This is a genomic window from Butyrivibrio sp. (genome assembly GCF_017635265.1).
GTDB lineage: Bacteria > Bacillota > Clostridia > Lachnospirales > Lachnospiraceae > Butyrivibrio.
The window spans coordinates 1-17,245 of record NZ_JAGBLU010000001.1 but is presented as its reverse complement, the minus strand read 5'-3'; the positions used below and the strand labels follow the sequence as shown (position 1 = coordinate 17,245).

At 38.9% G+C, this 17,245-nt stretch carries 12 protein-coding genes; all 12 read left to right on the top strand.

What is annotated here, in order from left to right; all coding sequences use genetic code 11:
• Nucleotides 1–1,317, top strand: coding sequence for an ATP-binding protein (locus J6O61_RS00060; RefSeq protein WP_292208064.1), 1,317 nt, complete (start codon nt 1–3; stop codon nt 1,315–1,317).
• A 160-nt stretch (nt 1,318–1,477) separates the two neighbouring features.
• Nucleotides 1,478–3,880 carry a glycoside hydrolase family 2 protein gene (locus J6O61_RS00055; protein ID WP_292208061.1) on the top strand — a complete coding sequence of 801 codons (2,403 nt, stop codon included), beginning with the start codon at nt 1,478–1,480 and terminating at the stop codon, nt 3,878–3,880.
• Nucleotides 3,881–3,885: 5 nt separating this feature from the next.
• Nucleotides 3,886–4,944 carry an alpha/beta hydrolase gene (locus J6O61_RS00050; RefSeq protein ID WP_292208059.1) on the top strand — a complete coding sequence of 353 codons (1,059 nt, stop codon included), beginning with the start codon at nt 3,886–3,888 and terminating at the stop codon, nt 4,942–4,944.
• A gap of 15 nt (nt 4,945–4,959) precedes the next feature.
• The gene (locus J6O61_RS00045) at nt 4,960–5,670 is read left to right on the top strand and encodes a LytR/AlgR family response regulator transcription factor (RefSeq protein WP_292208057.1); all 711 of its coding nucleotides are present in this window, start codon (nt 4,960–4,962) and stop codon (nt 5,668–5,670) included.
• A gap of 1 nt (nt 5,671) precedes the next feature.
• A complete protein-coding gene (locus J6O61_RS00040) occupies nt 5,672–7,015 on the top strand; it encodes a GHKL domain-containing protein (protein WP_292208054.1) in 1,344 nt (447 codons plus the stop codon).
• Nucleotides 7,008–8,465 carry an MFS transporter gene (locus J6O61_RS00035; protein WP_292208051.1) on the top strand — a complete coding sequence of 486 codons (1,458 nt, stop codon included), beginning with the start codon at nt 7,008–7,010 and terminating at the stop codon, nt 8,463–8,465. Before J6O61_RS00040 ends, J6O61_RS00035 begins: the two co-directional genes overlap by 8 nt.
• Nucleotides 8,466–8,587: 122 nt before the next feature.
• Entirely contained in the window at nt 8,588–11,650 is a 3,063-nt protein-coding gene (locus J6O61_RS00030; protein WP_292208048.1) for a glycoside hydrolase family 3 C-terminal domain-containing protein, read from the top strand.
• Nucleotides 11,647–12,024 (top strand): hypothetical protein, encoded by a 378-nt coding sequence (locus tag J6O61_RS00025; protein ID WP_292208046.1) that lies wholly within the window; start codon nt 11,647–11,649, stop codon nt 12,022–12,024. The genes J6O61_RS00030 and J6O61_RS00025 overlap by 4 nt, the downstream gene beginning before the upstream one ends.
• A gap of 30 nt (nt 12,025–12,054) precedes the next feature.
• Nucleotides 12,055–13,566, top strand: coding sequence for a family 43 glycosylhydrolase (locus J6O61_RS00020; protein ID WP_292208045.1), 1,512 nt, complete (start codon nt 12,055–12,057; stop codon nt 13,564–13,566).
• A 98-nt stretch (nt 13,567–13,664) separates the two neighbouring features.
• Nucleotides 13,665–15,359: a phospho-sugar mutase gene (locus J6O61_RS00015; RefSeq protein ID WP_292208043.1), complete on the top strand. Its 1,695-nt coding sequence runs from the start codon at nt 13,665–13,667 to the stop codon at nt 15,357–15,359.
• A 107-nt stretch (nt 15,360–15,466) separates the two neighbouring features.
• Nucleotides 15,467–17,017, top strand: coding sequence for an efflux RND transporter periplasmic adaptor subunit (locus J6O61_RS00010; protein WP_292208042.1), 1,551 nt, complete (start codon nt 15,467–15,469; stop codon nt 17,015–17,017).
• Nucleotides 16,998–17,245, top strand: a 248-nt coding sequence (locus tag J6O61_RS00005) for a hypothetical protein (protein ID WP_292208040.1), incomplete at its 3' end; no start/stop codon positions are given. The genes J6O61_RS00010 and J6O61_RS00005, both read left to right, overlap by 20 nt.

Sequence of the window (17,245 nt, the reverse complement as noted above, 5' to 3'; positions counted from 1 at the left end):
ATGGGACTGGAGATTAGCGGTAATATTCCGAGAATATGTACTGCAGTGGCAGACTGGTGTGCCTGCGTGCTGTTTTTGCAGCAGATGCAGCACAGATTTGAATTAAAAAAACATATATTGTTAAGTGTGCTGTTTTTACCTGTTATTTCATCATACATGGTTTTAACAGGCGGTAATGACGGTACTTTGTTTAATATTTTCATGACTTTTTCCGCACTTTTGATGTTTGGATTTATACATGTTATGAGCAACTCGGGAATTTATACGTCTGTTTATTATTGTTCGAGAGCTTTTTTGCTGGCAGGCTTTTCCTCTTCTTTTTTTTGGCAGATATACAGGTTTGTTGCTGATCAGAACAGCCTGATAAACGAATTTTGGAAAATGCTTATTATAATGGTGGTGGCGTATGCTGTCATATTTGGAATGTTTTTCCTTATTGGAGGAAAAGATTTTGATGAAAGCTCTTTTCCCAGAATAAAACCGATGGAAGCAGTGGTAAATGCACTTGTTGCATATTTCATCTATATATTGTCGTCACTTAGCTATGCCAATGTTAATTCTCCTTTTGTGGGTACTTCGCAGGCAGACCGCTTTAATGTAAGGACTCTTGTATATCTTGCAGGAGTTGCCATCCAGACAGCCTATCATTATCAGCAGCGGGAGCTTAACGCGGAAAAGCAGAGCATTGCCATGAGAAATATGCTGAAAATGCAGTACAACAATTATCGCATTGGCAAAGAGAGTATAGAGGTCGTTAATCAGAAGTATCATGATCTTAAGCATCAGATTGCGGTACTTAGATCGCAGTCCGATCCGGACAAAAGAAACGCTTATCTGGATAAAATGGAAGAAGAGATAAGAACCTATGAAGCCCAGAATAAAACAGGCAATGAGGTTTTGGATATTATACTTACTACCAAGGCACTTATATGTCAAAAGAACAGTATTCAGTTATCTGTAGTGGCAGACGGAAAGCTTCTGGATCATATTGATGAGATTGATATCAGTACAATCTTTGGAAATGCTATAGACAATGCCATTGAAAGCGTAAAGAAAATAGGAGATATTCAAAAGAGGCTCATACATGTGACAGTTTCGGGACAGAAGGGATTTGTGCATGTGCTTGTCAGCAATTATTATGAAGGCGAGCTTAAAATGGTAAACGGTGTGCCAAGAACCACTAAGAAAAACAAGGAGTATCACGGCTTTGGAATAAAAGGTATAAAAGAAACAGTTTTAAAGTATGATGGAAGCACCACAATTAAAGCAGATAATGGTTGGTTTGAGCTTCGTATTTTGATACCGCTTAAAAAATAATGAACTGCGTCCTACAAATTTGTAGGGCGTTTTTTCTTTCCATAAAACAGCAGATTATGTCAAAATAATGACAGTTTACGTTGGCGTTCAGTTTAATGATTTTTTTGTATTAATATATAATAGTCAGATTGTACCGATATGTCTTTGGAAAGGAACGATTATGAAGAAAATTGATTTTAACAAGGATTGGACTGTTAAAAAGACAGATGTTTATGATGAGGAGAAAAAAGTTACTCTTCCTCATGATGCGATGATTTATGAAAAAAGGAGTGAGGATAACCCCGGGATTCATAATATAGGATATTTTGAGGGTCATGACTATGAGTACAAGAAATTCTTTACGCTTGATAAGGAAGATGAAGGAAAAGAATTCATTTTTGAATTTGAGGGAGCTTATCATGATCCCGAAGTGTTTATAAACGGAGAGAAAAAGGGAGGCTGCAATTATGGGTACAGTGATTTTACAGTTAAAGCAGACAACCTTTATTTTGATAAAGAAAATGAAATAAGAGTTACTGTAAAAAATTCCGATCAGCCAAACAGCAGGTGGTATTCAGGTTCAGGGTTATACAGACCTGTTTGGCTTTGGTGCGCAGAAAAAGAACATATAAGACTTGACGGAATAAAAGTAAGAACAATAGAAGCTACTGCCACAGATGATAAATATACTGTTGGAAATGCTGTAATCGGTTTAACCATCCAAGTGACAGGTGAAGGGAAGAATATAACTTACAGCATCTATGATGAAAATAAGGCTTTAGTTAAAGAAGGAGCACTTGATGCTGACATTGAAAAAGAAATAAGTTTAACAGACGTAAAACTCTGGAGCGCAGCCATGCCCTCACTTTATACATTGAAGGTTACATATGGCAGCGATACACAGGAAGTTACATTCGGAATAAGAAAGCTTACCTGGGACAGAGAAAACGGAATAAGAGTAAACGGCAAAAGAATAATTTTAAGAGGAGCGTGCATTCATTCAGATAATCAGCTTTTGGGAGCGATAACTGATCCGGATGCGGAGCTTCGACGTGTAAGACTCCTTAAAAAGAACGGATATAACGCTATAAGAAGTGCTCATAACCCATGTTCAAAGTACCTGCTGGAAGCATGCGACAAGCTTGGAATGTACATGATGGATGAATATGTTGATATGTGGTATATACATAAGACTAAATATGACTATGCACTTCATGTTATGGACAATTACAGGTTTGATTTAAAGTCAATGGTTGATAAAGATTATAACCATCCGTGTGTTGTCATGTACTCAACAGGAAATGAAGTGGCTGAGACAAGTCAGAAGAAGGGAATAGATTTTACCCAAAAAATGACTGATTACCTTCATAGTCTTGATGACACCAGACCTGTAAGCTGTGGAGTAAATATATTCTTTAATTTTCTTTTTTCCGCAGGCTTTGGAATTTACAGCGATGAAAAAGCCGAGAAGGATGCCCAAAATGCAAAAAAGAAGAAAAAAGCGGTTGGAAGTGAATTTTATAATCAGATGGCAGGGATATTCGGTGATACATTCATGAAAATGGGTGCGGCTACATACCCGTGTGATCTTAAGACGAAAGATGCATTTGCCAATATGGATATTGCCGGATACAACTATGGAATACTCAGGTATAAGGGGGACCTTAAAAAATATCCTAAAAGACTGATACTTGGAAGTGAAACCTTCTGTAAGGATGCATATAAGTTTTATGAATTTGCAAAAAGAAATCCAGGCCTTGTAGGTGATTTTGTATGGGCCGGAATGGACTATCTGGGAGAAGCCGGTATTGGTTCATGGGAATATAATGACTATGCACCAAAAGGAGCAGATAAAGCAGGCTGGCTTGCCGCCGGAAGCGGAAGACTTGATATTACAGGAAAACCCTTGGGTGAAGCTTATTATACAAGAGTAGCATTTGACAGGGTAAAAGGTCCGATAATTGCAGTAAGTCCGGTTTATCAGACAGGAAAACATTCACCTTCAGCATGGAAAATGTCTGATGCCATAAGAAGCTGGTCCTACAGAGGATGTGAGGGCTATGATGCCAAGGTTGAAGTATATGCAAGGGCGTCAGCTGTGGAACTTTTTGTAAACGGAAACAGTGTAGGAAAGAAAAAAAGTACAAACGACTGCATATTCAGATTCAAAACAAAATATGAAAACGGAACTCTTGAAGCCGTTTCATATGATAGTAATGGAAACGAAATAGGAAGAGATTCTTTAAAAACGGCAGATGTACATACAAAACTTATGCTTTTACCGGAGGAAAAAGAAGTAATGAAAGGCCACCTGTCATATGTGAGACTAAGATTTGCAGATGACAACGGTATCTGGAAACCAATGGAAAAGCATAGGGTAAAGGTGACCGTAGAAGGCGGAGAACTTGTTGCTTTGGGAAATGCATGTCCCTATAATCCTGATGGCTATACGCTGGATGAAACATTTACTTATTATGGAGAGGCAATGGCAATAGTCAGAGCAACCGACGGTGAAAAAATCCTATTAAAGGCTTTTTATGACGGAAAAGAAGAAAAGGTAGAGATTCCTTGTAAAGTGGGATAAGGCAAATGAAAAAAACGACAGTTTTTCTTTCGGTAATTTTAGGACTTGTGATTGTTATTGCTACAATAATAAGTATGTATAGTAATGCAACATACATGGTTTTTAAAAATCTTACAGCATATAAAATAAAAATGGATGAAAGCACAAAGTGGGATGGCGGAAGCACCTATGCCAAGACCTATTATGCGTCGGATTCCCAGGCACAATATCTGGATCTTTATGTTCCTGACGCAGAGTCTGAAAGCCTTCCCAAGCTTTTTGTTCTGATTCACGGAGGCGGTTTTATTACCAATGACTCCCAGTCAAGGCAGGCACAGTTAATGTATAGATATTTTAGAGACCATGGCTATGCATGCGCTTCCGTAAATTACAGACTTGCTCAGGAAGAACCCTTTCCCGGAGCGTTATCGGATGTGAAGGCTGCTATAAGGTTTCTTAGAAGTCATGCAGATGAATATGGCTATGATGCCGAAAAAATAGCTGTATGGGGCGAATCTGCCGGAGGATATCTTGCTGTTGCTGCGGCGGTTACAAATGATGATGAGTTTATGGATGTGACCTATATTGACCAGGCGGAGAAAGAAAGCAAAAACGGAAAAGTCTCTGCAAAAGTATCCGTATGCGTTGATTATTACGGGGCAGTTGAGCTTGGCAAAAAAAATGAAGATTGGAAAACACTTAAAGTTCCGCAGTTTATTATTGATATAGCAAATAGCTGGCTTCATACACAGACTCTGGAAGGCTATGAGGATGTGGAGTCCTTTTGGCTTAGAAAAGACACAGGGACCATGACGGATGAGGATATTAAGGCTTTTGATATATATCATTATGCATCAGAGAATCTTGATTCTGGTAGCAATATAAAGTTTTGGCTTTCCCATGGAGACTGCGATATAACAGTTCCTATCATGCAGACAGAAAGGTTTTACAATTATATTACAGAACTTATAGGGCAGGAAAATGTAGAATATACTGTAATTAGTGGGGCAGGTCACGCAGGGGATATAATGTATACAGATGAAGAATTATCGAGGATAAAGAATTATCTGGATGAAAATCTATAAAAATGAGAGGGTCCTATGCTTAAGCTGGCTATTGTTGATGATGATGCGGCATATCGCGCTGAAATTAAACAACTTCTCAAGAAGTATGAACAGGATTATGGGGAAAAGTTCATGATATATGAGTATACAGACGGAGATGAACTTATTGAACACTATGAACCTGTTTTTGATATTATTCTTCTGGATGTTGAAATGCAGTTTATGGACGGTATGACCGCAGCCACCGATATTAGAAAAGTTGATAATGAGGTTATTATTATTTTTATAACAAATATGCCTCAATATGCCATTAAAGGATATCAGGTAGGAGCCCTTGATTATATTTTAAAGCCAATAAGCTATTATCCGTTTTCTCAGACTATGAAAAGAGCTATTGGAAAGAAAAACAGTGCTGAAAAAAAATACATTATTGCGTCTTTGCACGGAATGAGACAAAAGATAGACGTAAGTACCATCAAATACGTGGAGGTTCTGGATCATGACCTTATTTTCCACACGACAGAAAATGATATAAATTCGAAGGGATCTCTTAAAGAAGTTATTAAAGAAATAAAAAGTGACATTTTTTTTCTATGTAATAAAGGCTATTTGATTAATCTTGAATATGTGGATGAGGTTGACGGAAACAATGTTATTATCGGAAAAGACACATTACAGGTTAGCAGAGCCAAGAAAAAACCTTTGATTGAAGCAATAAATAACTATATGAGACGAAGCGGAGGATAACATGGAAATAGGAATAAAGCATGTTTCATATATAGAAAATACTCCGGGCGTTTGGTATGCCATAGCGTATCTTCTGTCTTCGCTTGTCTTTTTATCATCCAATCATAAAAAGATAAAAGGCGTGTTCAAATGGGTTACGCTATCGCCAATAGCAGTTTTTTTCATGATTTTCATGCATGCAACAACAGGTGTTTATGGAATAAGCTTTGTGCTTGTGATGATAACTGTTTTTATGATTCTGTACAGTATTTTTGCACTGAATATGGAAGGGGATTTCTATAAAAGAGCCTATTACACAGTCAGATCCTTTATGTATGGTGAACTCATGGCTTCTATTGGCTGGCAGGTATACTATTACGGAGTTCAGATAGGAAAAGCCGGGAAAGGTTTTGGGACACAGGCTCTTGCGATGTTGCCGGATTATTTATTGTTTGTTTTGATCGCTGTTATTGCTGAAAAGAAACATGCAAAGAGAAACAGAGAGACGATCATTTCAAGAAGAGCTTTTTTTACTGTTTTTGCAATAGGTCTTTTTATCTATATTTTAAGTAATCTTTCTTATGTTGTTTCAGGAACTCCCTTTACAACAGTAAATACCTTGGAACGATTCATAATAAGGACATCTCTTGATTTAATGGCGGTGGTTTTATTTTATATGTACCATGAACTTATGCAGCAGATGTCAGAAAATATAGAATCGGAAACCTTAAAAAATATGCTTCAGATGCAGTATAGCCAATATCAGATTTCCAAGGAATCAATAGATTTGGTTAATCGTAAATATCATGATCTTAAGCACCAGATTATCGTGCTTAAGTCAGATATCGAAAATAGCAAAACCTCCGAACATCTGGATGAAATGCTGGAGGAAATAAAACGATATGAGAATCAGTATGTAACCGGTAACAATATTCTTGATACAATTCTTTCTGCCAAAGCATTAAACTGCCAGGCAAGAGGAATCGAACTCAGATGTGTTGTGGATGGGGAGGCGTTATCATTTATTGATGCAATGGATATCAGCGCACTTTTTGGTAATGCTCTGGATAATGCAATAGAAGGCGTTGAAAAAGTAAAAAACAGTAACGAAAAGCTTATTCATCTGGTAGTAGAGAAAAAGAAAGGCTTTACCAGTATTTTTGTCGAGAACCGATATGAAGGGCATATTAAATTCAGGCATAATCTGCCTGTAACCAATAAGCAAAATACCAATATACATGGTTTTGGGATTAAGAGTATGAAAAATATTACAGAAAAGTATGGAGGCTCGATCGGAGCAGAAGCAGAAGACGGATGGTTCAAGCTTCAGATATTGATTCCATATCAGGAGGAAAAGCGTGAATAGTAAAAATAAAGATATTTGGTCAAAACCGATATTGGCATCGGCAGTCAGATCGGAAAATGTAAAAATACCGGAGATGTTCATAGGCTATCTTGTAGGACCTTTTGGAGCACTTTTATCATCGGGTATTTTTACAAGTATGCTTCAAAAATATTTAAATGAAGTTCTTGGTTTATCTAACGGGTTCTTAACAGCGCTGCCTCTTATATCAACAATATTTATAATTATCGCAAATCTGATAGTAGGTCAACTGATTGAGAAAACTAAAGTGATGGCCGGAAAAGCCAGACCGTGGATTCTTTTATCCGCAGCTACTTTGTCTGTCGCATCAATACTTATGTTTGTTGTTCCTGCCGGAGAAACTGCAAGGATGGTATGGATTGCTGTTTCCTATAATTTATATTATTCGGTAGCTTTTCCTATTTACAATACAGCCAATTCCACAATGGTTCCTGTTTCAACCAGAAACGGAAGCCAGCGAAGCACACTGGCATCTCTTAGCAATATAGCAGGTCTTGGAGTAATGGGAACAGGCTCAATGGTATTTCCGATACTTGCTTCCAATATATTAAAAAATGATCAGAGCAAATGGCTCATGGTAATGATCTTTGTAGCGATAATTACTGCGCTTACAATACTCCTGCAGTTTAAATTTACCAGAGAAAGGGTAACAGAAGAAGATCTGGTTGACGGAAAACAAGGACAGGAAGAAAAAAGAACAGTCACCATCAAAGAGCAGTTGGCAGCGGTTATGTCAGAAAAATGGTGGTGGATAATAATTGTTTTTTATATGCTCTTTCAATGGGCAGGAGCTATAAAAAACGGCGCAATGACACAATTTTGCGAATGGGTAGTAAACCTTAATATTGTAGGCGGCGACTGGGGGATTGCTCAGACAATCCTGTCAATAGCAGGGGCAGTACCTATGACTGTCGCAGTCGTTATTGTAATGCCTCTTTCAAATAAAATCGGAAAGGCTAAGACTACATTTATATTCCTTATTATCGGATTTTTTGGAGGATTGCTTGCAGGTCTTTTCCCTACAAATCTTGTGATTGTCGGAATTGGAGTAGGACTTAAATGTTTTGGTTCATCACCTGCATGTTATCTTATTCTTGCAATGATTGCAGATGTAATTGATCATATTGAGTATAAGAGCGGAATAAGAACCGATGGGCTCACAATGTCTATATATTCATCGCTTATGGTTGCGGCTTCTCCAATAGGAACATCAATTATGAATGGGCTTTTGTCAGCAGCGGGATTTGACCAGACACTTGTATTTGGAGAGGGCGTTCAGATTGCATCTGCAAGGTCTGCTCTTGTGGTTTCGTATATATGGATAGAAACAATATGTTACGGCATTTGTGCTTTTCTTATTTTGGCCTTTACGGTTGAAAAGAATCTAAAAAATGAACAGGATGAAATAAAAAAGAGGAAAGGAATCGCTTAATTGCGGTTCCTTTTTACAGTTTATGATAAAAAAGCGACAGATGGCGAAAAAGACGTTCAAGGTTAAAAATTCCGGCTAATATTAGGATATAGAGCATTAAAACTATAATTCAGGAGGGTATTATGAGCAAAGGAAAAAATGGATGGAGAGGTCTGACCGGTATATCAGCTTCTGTCCTTGCGATGCTTTTTGCAGGGCTAAACATAGCTAATGCCAATGTGGGCTTCATCAATGCCCGCTTGGGGACAACAAATAACATTGTTGTTGACAGCGGAGACGGAACAGAGGATACGATATATTACAAGTCGGAATTTTCAACACTTGAAGAGATGGTCCTGGCAAAAAGAGCACTTGCAGAGGAAATAGCAAGTGAAGGAACTGTTCTTTTTAAGAATAATGGGGCGCTTCCACTAAATATAAGTAGTGAATCTGTCACTTTATGGGGACTTAATTCTCATTTTCCAACACTTGGAGGAATGATTGGTTCATCAACAACAGTTGATACAGAAAATGGTCAGCCAAGTTATGGGATAGAAGAAGCTTTTTTAGAGAGGGGATTTAATCTCAATCAGACAATGATAGATCTGTATTCTTCTGAAGCTGTTCTTGCTTATGCGAGAAGAGGATTCGGTCAGACAGGACACGGTCTTTCACCGGCATTTACGGCAACATATGTAAATCAGTCCGAGTACCCTGTGGGAGAGATTCCTGCAAGTTTATACACGGATGATATTTTAAAAAGTGCTGATTCTACTGCGGCAATAGTGGTAATATCCCGTGATTCATCTGAAGCCGCAGATTATTATCCTACAGAAGTAAATACTACAGAAGGGGACTCATATGAAAGGCCTCTTGCTCTTTCTGATTATGAGAGAGATATGATAGCACTTGCCAAAGAGCATAGCACTAAGGTGATTGTGCTCATCAATGCGGATAATGCTATTGAAATAGAAGAGCTTAAAAACGATGATGAAATTGATGCTATTGTGTGGGCAGGAGAACCCGGAGTATATGGATTTCTTGGAGTGGCTGATGTCATTTCCGGAGAAGTTAATCCATCCGGACATATTTCAGATACTTATGCTGTAGACTCCACATCTTCACCTGCCATGGCAAACTTTGGAATGTATGAGTATACAAACTCATATAATCAGGGAGGAAATCTTACAGAGAATGACAAGGCTGACTGGTATCTTGTAGAAAATGAAGGAATCTATGTGGGTTATAAGTACTACGAGACCAGATACGAAGATAGTGTTTTAGGACAGGGAAATGCAGATTCTTCAGTCGGCGCGACTCAGGGAAACAGCTGGGTATATGAAGATGAGGTAACTTATCCGTTTGGATACGGTCTTTCATATACGACATTTGAGCAGAAGCTGGAAAACGTTAATGTTTCAGTCGGAGGTGAAGGCAGTGCCAGTGTAACTGTAACCAATACAGGTGACAGAGCGGGAAAATCTGTTGTTCAGCTCTATGTACAGGCTCCTTATATTCAGGGAGGAATAGAAAAGTCTGCTATACAGCTTATTGGATATGGCAAGACAAGTGTACTTGAAGCAGGTGCTTCCGAGACAATAACTGTTTCATTTGATCCACAGTATATAGCAAGCTATGACGACTCAAACGGTGGAGCATGGGTACTTGATGCAGGAGATTACTATTTTGCAATAGGTAATGGTGCTCATGAAGCACTTAACAATATTCTTGCTCTTAAAACAGGAAGTGTTGAAAACCTTGTTTCAACTACGGATGATGAAGTCATAGACGAAACATGTGCTTTTAAGTGGACTCTTTCAGCAAAGGACGATACAACATATTCGGAAAATGTAGAGAATCAGCTTCAGTTTGCTGATATTAATACGCAGATTCCGGGTACTGTTGAGTATACAACCCGTTCTGACTGGACAGTGGGATGGGAGACTGTTGACCCACTTACACCAACTGATGAAATGATGGTTGGTCTTACAAACTCAAGATATGAGCTTACGGTAAACGGAGACGGTGAGACCTGGGGAGTTGATCATGACCTTAATCTTATTGATCTTGTGACGATAGAAGATGGAAAGATTGTATCTGTTGCAAGTCTTGATGATCCGCTGTGGGAACAACTGCTTGAGGAAATTACTCTTGATGAGGCGATACAGTTTATAGAAAAAGGTGGAGATGATATTGAGAATATCGACTCAATACTTCTTCCAAGGTTGTATGAAAATGATGGCCCTTTGGGATTTACCTATGATCAGGTCAGTGGATATTATGTGAGATGGACCAAGTCAGATTCTTCAAGACCGACTTATGTGGAAAAAACTGATGATTATGCCACATGGTCAGATAATGTAATGCCTACAGAGCCTGTAGTTGCAGCTACATTTAATGATGAACTTGTTGTAAGAGAAGGTGAGCTTCAGGGTGAGGCAGCTCTTTGGACAAAGGAGACAGGAGTGATAGGACCCGGCATGAATCTTCACAGAGTTCCTTATAATGCAAGAAATCATGAGTACTATTCTGAAGACTCAATGCTTACAAACCTTATGGGTGTTGCCATTACGTCAGGTATGAAGTCAAAAGGACTCCAGGCCCAGCCCAAGCACCTTGCATTTAATCATCAGGAAACAAACCGTTCAGGTATGTCAACATTTATTAAAGAGCAGGCAGCACGTGAGAATGAACTTAGAGGATTCCAGGGTGTTATGTCACTTAATACAGCTGCTACTGTTATGACAGCCTTTAACAGAATCGGAACTCAGTTTGTGGGAGCCAGTGAAGAGCTATTAATCAATATAGCCAGAAATGAGTGGGGCTACACAGGTGCCTTCGTTACAGATATGATCAACGGTGCCGATTACATGAACTGGAGAGATATAACATTTGCAGGAGGCGGAAATTGTCTTACTACATCAGCTTATGAAACATCCAAAATAGGAACTATGGCTGCTTCAAAATCGGAAATAGCAAAAGATACAGCATTCCAAAAGATGATGAAGAGTAACATTAAGTATTGGCTGTATAATCTTGCTCAATCCAATGGAATGAATGGAATCAGCAAAACCATGGATATCAAATATGTATCCACATGGTGGCAAAACGCTATTTATGCAGCAATTTCACTATTTACTATTATTACGATAATAGGCGCTGCTTTATACTTTAGATCTGTACGCAAAGGAGGGGAAGAAAAGTGAAAAACAAAGGAATAGGTTTTTATCTTACTTTGGTCGCCTGTGTGCTGGCTTTGGCGGATATAATTGTATATACTCAGGTTATGTACAAGATGCCATCTGTCTTTGTTGTACTGGCGCTTGCAGTAGTTATTGAATGTGTGGCAATTTTTGTGAATAATAGGATTTTGAATAATCTGCTTCCTGTAATACTGGCAGTTCTCTTGGGCTTTGCTGCTGCTCATTCATTCTATGTGATGGTCAATCAGATTGGATATGTTGTTGCGGCTCTTGATACCATTGATACAATAATAAGCTTTATAATTTTTGTATCAATTGCAGTGATAGGAATGATTCTCTGCTGGGTTTCGGGATTTATGAAGCAGGAAGCAGAATAAAAAAATAAATATTATAAGGAAATCCGTTTTATGAAAAAATATTCCTTTAATCCGTATCTGCCAAGTTATGAGTACATCCCTGATGGAGAGCCTCATATAGTTGGAGACAGAGTTTACGTGTACGGATCCCATGATCTGTTTGACGGTATTTCATTCTGTATGGGTGATTATGTATGTTACTCGGCTCCGCTTGGCGATTTATCGGATTGGCGATATGAAGGCGTTATTTTTAAAAGAGAACAGGATCCGTCAGCAAAAGGCCCCAGATTTCTTCTGGGGCTTGCTGCGCCTGATATGGTGCAGGGGCCTGATGGAAGATTTTATTTGTACTACTTTATGGGTGGAACCAAAAAAATTTCTGTTGCGGTTTGTGATACACCTGCCGGAAAGTATGAGTTTTACGGAGATGTACAATACAAAGACAAAACACCTATAGGTCACAGGGGAGAACCATTCCAGTTTGATCCGGGTGTATTTATGGACGATGATGGAAAACTTTATCTGTACACAGGCTTTGCTTTAAGAAATAATCCTGTTCTTCTTATGGGCAGTAAACCAACAGATTATGGTCCAATGGTGTTTGAACTTGATTCGTCAGACATGTTTACCGTAAAAAAAGGACCTGCTTATATTGGCGTTGGTGGTTTTAAAGACGGAAATAAAAAAGGCTATAAGGGACATCTTTTTCTGGAAGCCAGTTCCATGAGGAAATTTGATGGGAAATATTATTACATATACAGCTCCATGGAAAGCCATGAGCTGTGTTATGCAGTCTCTGATAAGCCCACGGAAGGATTTACCTTTGGCGGCACATTGGTGTCCAACGGTGATATAGGTCTTGCTGATATTACCAGTGTTAAAAGAGCTATGAATAACACCGGCAATACCCATGGAAGCCTTATTAAGCTTAATGGCAGGTACTATGTCTTTTATCACAGACAGACCAATAGAAAACAATCCTCAAGGCAAGCCTGCGTAGAGGAAATCAGGTTTGAGAACGGGAGATTTTATCAGGCGCAGATGACAAGTAAGGGCTTTACCATCGGCGCGATTAAAGGAACAGGAAGTTTCCCGGCGTATATTGCATGTAATCTTTACGGCAAGGATGGCACAAGATTTTTATCAATGATAAAGCATCCAAAGAAAAATACTCCTTTTCTTACTCAGGATGGCGGGGACAGAGAGAATGGACCTGATCAATACATTGATAATTTCTGCGATGGAGCAGTGGCAGGATTTAAGTTTTTTGACCTTAGAGATACCAAGAGTATCAGAGTTTTCATTAAGGAGTCCGAGCCTCTTGATGGAGAAATTGTAGTGTATGGAGGAAAGAATGTTGCATCGCCGCTTTTGTCTGATGCTTATGTCAAGATGGACAGGAGTAAAATTATAGCAAGAATTTCAGTCAGATGTGCAAAGAAAAGGAAAGATGATAACTTTGGAGGAGATTTTGCCATATCCGGTTTATCGGAAAAAGAAGCTTTGTACATTACATATAAAGGAAAAGGAAGATTCAAATTTTTAAGCTTTGATCTATATTAAAATACTACTCCCGTCTTTGTATAGGATGGGAGTAATTTTATGCCTTTTATGTTAAAATAATGAGGTGTTATGAAATATTTTTTTACGGAGGTTTTAATATGGATTATAAAGAAAGATACAATGAATGGCTTGACAATCTTTCAGACAACGACCCATTAAAAGCAGAACTTATAGAGATTAAGGATAACGACACTGAAATTGAAGAGAGATTTTTCCAAAATCTATCCTTTGGAACTGCGGGACTTCGTGGAAAAGTCGGCGCCGGAACAAACAGAATGAACTTTTTGACTGTTGGAAAGGCATCTCAAGGAATTGCTGATTACATTGTAGCTTCAGGAAAAGAGAACATGGAAAAGGGTGTTGTCATTGCCCATGATCCAAGACATTTTTCAAAGGAGTTTTCAAGGCTTGCAGCCAGTATCTTTGCTGCTAACGGAATTAAGGTTTATACATTCCCTGACCTTAGACCAACTCCTGAGCTTGCATTTATGATAAGAAGACTTGGAACGGTTTCCGGAATTAACATTACAGCTTCTCACAACCCAAGAGAGTATAACGGATATAAGGCATATTGGGATGATGGATGTCAGGTTTCATCAGAAATCGCTGATGGTATGACTGAAAAAATAGATGCGGTTGATATGTGGAATGGCATTAAGAAAGGTGATTTTGATCAGTTTGTAAAAGAAGGAAAAATCACTATTCTTGATGAGAAGTATGACAGGGAATATCTGGATAAGATTGAAGGTATGGCTATTCACGAAGGAGATGAGCTTGACTTATCGATTCCTCTTGTTTACACACCTCTTAACGGATGCGGTTCTATTCCGTTCAGACAGATGCTTACTGACAGAGGCTTTAATAACTGGAAGATTGTTCCTGAACAGGAAAATCCTGACCCTGACTTTACTACAGTTGGATACCCCAATCCTGAAGATCCTAAAGCATTTAAGCTCTCAGAACAGTACGGAAAAGAGTTTGGCGCTGAGCTTCTTATGGCAACGGATCCTGATTCAGACAGATTTGCCATTGAGATAAGAAATGACAAGGGAGAGTATGTTCCGCTTAATGGTAATCAGACGGGATATATCCTCGTTAACTATGTCCTTGAAGGAAGAAAAGATGCAGGCACACTTCCTGTTAAGGGAGCAATGGTAAAATCTATTGTTACTTCAACTCTTTCTACTATCATGGCAAAGGCTTACGGGGTTGAAATGTTTGAGACTCTTACAGGATTTAAGAACATTTGCGGTAAGATTCCATATCTTCATGAGAATGGATATACCTATCTCTTTGGCTATGAAGAGTCCGTTGGATATGCGGTTTGCGAAGATATCCGTGATAAAGATGGTATTTCAGCAGGTATGCTTGTAGCTGAGGCAGCAGCCTACTATAGAAAACAGGGAAAGACTCTTTGGGATGTGCTTCAGGAAATTTATGCTAAATACGGCTTTTTTGCTGAGGATGAGCCCAATATCGTTCTTGAGGGAATATCCGGAGCACAGCGTATTCAGCGCATGATGAAGTGGTTCAGAGAGAATATTCCTTCTGAGGTTGCAGGAGCAAGGGTTGAAAAGGTAATTGACTATATAGGTGGTTATGAAGACATTCCTGCTCAGAATGCAATAAGAATCTTTCTTGATAACGGCTCATGGTTTGCTATCAGACCTTCGGGAACGGAGCCAAAGATTAAATTCTATTTTTATTCAAACAGGGACAGCAGAGAAAATGCTCTTGAGACAAACAAGAGGATTAAAGAGGAAATATTTGCTCTTATAAACAGCGTAGAATAAATAAAAGATAAAAAAATCTTCACATTTATGTGGAGATTTTTTTAGTTTCATTTTAGGTTCTTTTGGCAAAGTAGAAGGAAAGATTGTTTTTGCCGAAGGAGACTTTCATGAAGCTGAAAGAATTTATTGAAAAAAGCAGGGAGAAAAGGCTTGAGCGTCTGGAGGAAAGAGATGCCCAGAAAAGAGAAGACAGGCAAAACGGGGTAAAGTTGCCTGCAAGAATACTACGTAGGATAAAGAGAACCGGCGTCAAAACAAGAATTGTTGCCATAGCTTTGGCTTTAATTCTTGTTGTTGGCGCTATTTTTGGTGTACGGATTATCCTGAGGAAAAATTCGGGATCAGAACCGGGAAGGGATGGCTTTGGCCCCGGTGGAATGGACATGTCTTTTGGAGTGACAGCCAGTGGAATAACTACTGTTGGCATGGTGGAAGAGACTTTTGATGTTGATAGTCTGGAGACAACACTTGAGATTGAAGAAGTTTATCTAAACAATGGAGACGAGGTTGAAAAAGGAGCAAAAATCCTGAAGATTTCTGATGAAAGTCTTGAAAAAGCGCGGACTGAACTGGAACAGGCTGCTGAGTCGGCAGAATATGCATACAGACTGGGAGTAATAGATTATGAGGAGGAGGTATTGACTGCTGAGAGCACTCTGGAGCAGGCAAGCGTCAATTCCAAGTATGCAGAAAATGACTACAATAGCGACATTCAGGAGAAAAAGGAAGAGGTAGAAAATCTAAAAAAGCAGGTTGAAGAAGCCGGTGAACTTGTTGAAGAGTATACAGCGTCGGTAAATGATGACTATTATTACACCTACTATAATCTGGGAGAAATGGAAACTCAGCTTTATAACAATTTTACATTGCTTATGAAGTTTTATGATGAATGGAATATTGAAGTGCAGTCATTGTCAGAAACACATGACAGTAACTACGAAATATATGAGGCTTTTGAAGAAGAAGTTACGCAGGAGCAGGAAGAGTATGAGCAGGCTCTCGAAGATTATGAGGATGCAGTCAGAATCGCAGCAAACGGACTTGTAAAAGCACAGGCTAATCTGGAAAAGTTACAAGCGCAGCTATCTAAAGCACAGGTCGAATATGATGACGCACTTACAGCGGCAAATTCCACTAAAACAGAAACAGTAGCTCAGAGTGAAATAGCTCAGGCAACTTACGATACAGCAGTCGAAAAAGCTGAAGAGGAACTGGCTACATTGAAGGATGCAATGGATGATGCAGAGGATAATCTGAGTGCCTTCAATGAGTCCATAAGCGATGGATATATGTATACTTCAACAGCAGGAACAATAATGATGGTAGCTGTTTCCGAAGGCGGAAGTCTTTCTGCTGACAGTATGGTGATTGCATACACTGATGAGAGCACTATTTCCGTATCTGCTTCCGTTGAGCAGGATTATATTTCGCAGCTGGTTGTTGGTCAGGCGGCAACAGTGACATTTGAAGATTATGGAACTTATGAAGGAGTGATTACAGCTATAAATCCTAACACTGCTTCAAGCAGCAGGTCATCCGTAACTTATACGGTAACTGTTGAACTTAAGGGGGATGTCTCAAATCTTTCACAGAATCTGACAGCAACGGTTACATTTGATACTGATGAGGAGGATGAAAGTGAAAGTGGAGACAATTAAGAAAAAACTGAAAAATAAAAAGTTTCTTGCAAAATTCATTGGCATAGCAGCGTTGTTCCTTGTTGTCATTACTTTGGTGATTTATCAGCTTCTTATTTATCCAAGGCTTTCAACTGAAAGCTATGTATATAAAGAAACAACTGTTGTAAAGGGAGATATAGTACTCGGCATTGAAGAAAGCGGAACAGTAACCCTTGCTGAATCTGAGCTTTCATATGATCTGACTAT